General features: G+C 76.4%; 3 protein-coding genes. All 3 read left to right on the plus strand.

Annotated elements, in window-relative coordinates; translation table 11 throughout:
- A partial coding sequence (locus tag ABZ641_RS37395; RefSeq protein WP_359989044.1) for an SCP2 sterol-binding domain-containing protein occupies window positions 1-462 on the plus strand: 462 nt, incomplete at its 5' end.
- 73 nt (window positions 463-535) lie between these two features.
- Window positions 536-802 (plus strand): hypothetical protein, encoded by a 267-nt coding sequence (locus ABZ641_RS37400; RefSeq protein WP_344627166.1) that lies wholly within the window; start codon window positions 536-538, stop codon window positions 800-802.
- Window positions 803-921: 119 nt separating this feature from the next.
- Window positions 922-1,388 (plus strand): lysophospholipid acyltransferase family protein (locus tag ABZ641_RS37405; protein ID WP_359989046.1); only part of this gene is annotated, 467 nt, incomplete at its 3' end.

Raw genomic sequence — 1,388 nt, forward strand, 5'->3', positions numbered from 1 at the left:
GGCACCGACCCGGTGCTGACCCCGCTCGGCCCGATGGACCTGGACACCCTCGGCTCCTACCTGCTGACCCACATGCTCGGCCACCTGTACGACATCGCCGTCGCGCTCGGGCGGCCGCACCCGATCGACCGGCAGCGGGTCGAGCTGACGATGCCGTTCCTGCGGACGGCCATGCCGCGGGTGGTCGATCCCCGTTCGGCGGCCGGACACCACGCCTGCTACCGGCTGCGGGTCCGCGGCGGGGACGGGTTCGCGGTGACCTTCACGGACGGGGCGGCCGTGGTGAGCGACCGTCCGCCGCGCCGGCCCGACTGCACGATCATGACCGAGCCGGTGGCCTTCTTCCTCATCGCCCTCGGCCGGTACACCGCCACCACCGCCCTCGCCCGCGGCAAGGTGCTCGCCTGGGGCCGGAAGCCGTGGCTGGCCCCGGCGTTCCCCGGTCTGTTCGCCGCCCCCTGAGCGGGGCGCCGGCGGGCGGTGTGGGACGATCCGCTCCTCGGCAGGCGCCGGGCGGTGACGAGGGGATGGTCCGGTGAGTACGTTCCGGGTGGCATGCGTGGTGGCGGTGTGGCTGGTGGTGTTCATCCAGGCGGTGCCGGCGCTGGCGCGCGGCCGCGCTCCGCGTTGGTTCCGCGGCCGGGTGGCCTCCCCGCGGCTGTGGGCGGTGGGCGCGGTGGTGACGGCCGTCGGCTGCACGCTCGGCCTGCTGACACCGGTGTGGTGGCCCGGGCCGCTGATGGTCCTCCTCGGACTGGGCATCGGCGAGTGGGGCAGCCGCGCCGGGCGCGACCGGGCCTGACCCCGGCTCTGCCGCCGCGGACCGTACCCGGGCCCGGTTGAGTACCACTACTCAGGCGGCCCGTGGCGACGCTCCGCGACGATGGCGGCACCACCCGCCGAAGGCAGCGAAGGAACACCATGCTCAGCCGGACCGCCAGCGCCCTGGTACCCGTTCTCGGCCGTCTGTCCGTCAGCTCCGAGACAACCGGTCCGGTCGCCCCGGGCAGCATCGTCGCCGCCAACCACAGCTCGCTCGCCGACCCCGGCGTGGTGCTGGCCGCCCTGCACCGGCTGGGCACCGAGCCGGTGGTGATGGCCACGGCCGGGCTGTGGCGCGTCCCGCTGCTCGGCCGGCTGCTGCGCGGCGGCGGGCACATCCCCGTGCACCGCGGGACGGCCCGGGCCGCCGCCGCCCTGGACCTCGCCGCCGAGGCGCTCGCGGACGGCCGGGTCGTACTGATCTACGGCGAGGGCGGCCTGCAGAAGCGCCGCGACCCGCGCGACGCCGAACCCGGTGCCTTCCGCACCGGTCTCGCCCGCCTCGCGGCGGTGAGCGGCGCCCCGGTCGTCCCGCTCGGCCAGTGCGGCGCCCGCCGGTTGAGCTC

It is taken from the genome of Kitasatospora sp. NPDC007106, from assembly GCF_040634455.1.
Taxonomy (GTDB): Bacteria; Actinomycetota; Actinomycetes; order Streptomycetales; family Streptomycetaceae; genus Kitasatospora; species Kitasatospora arboriphila.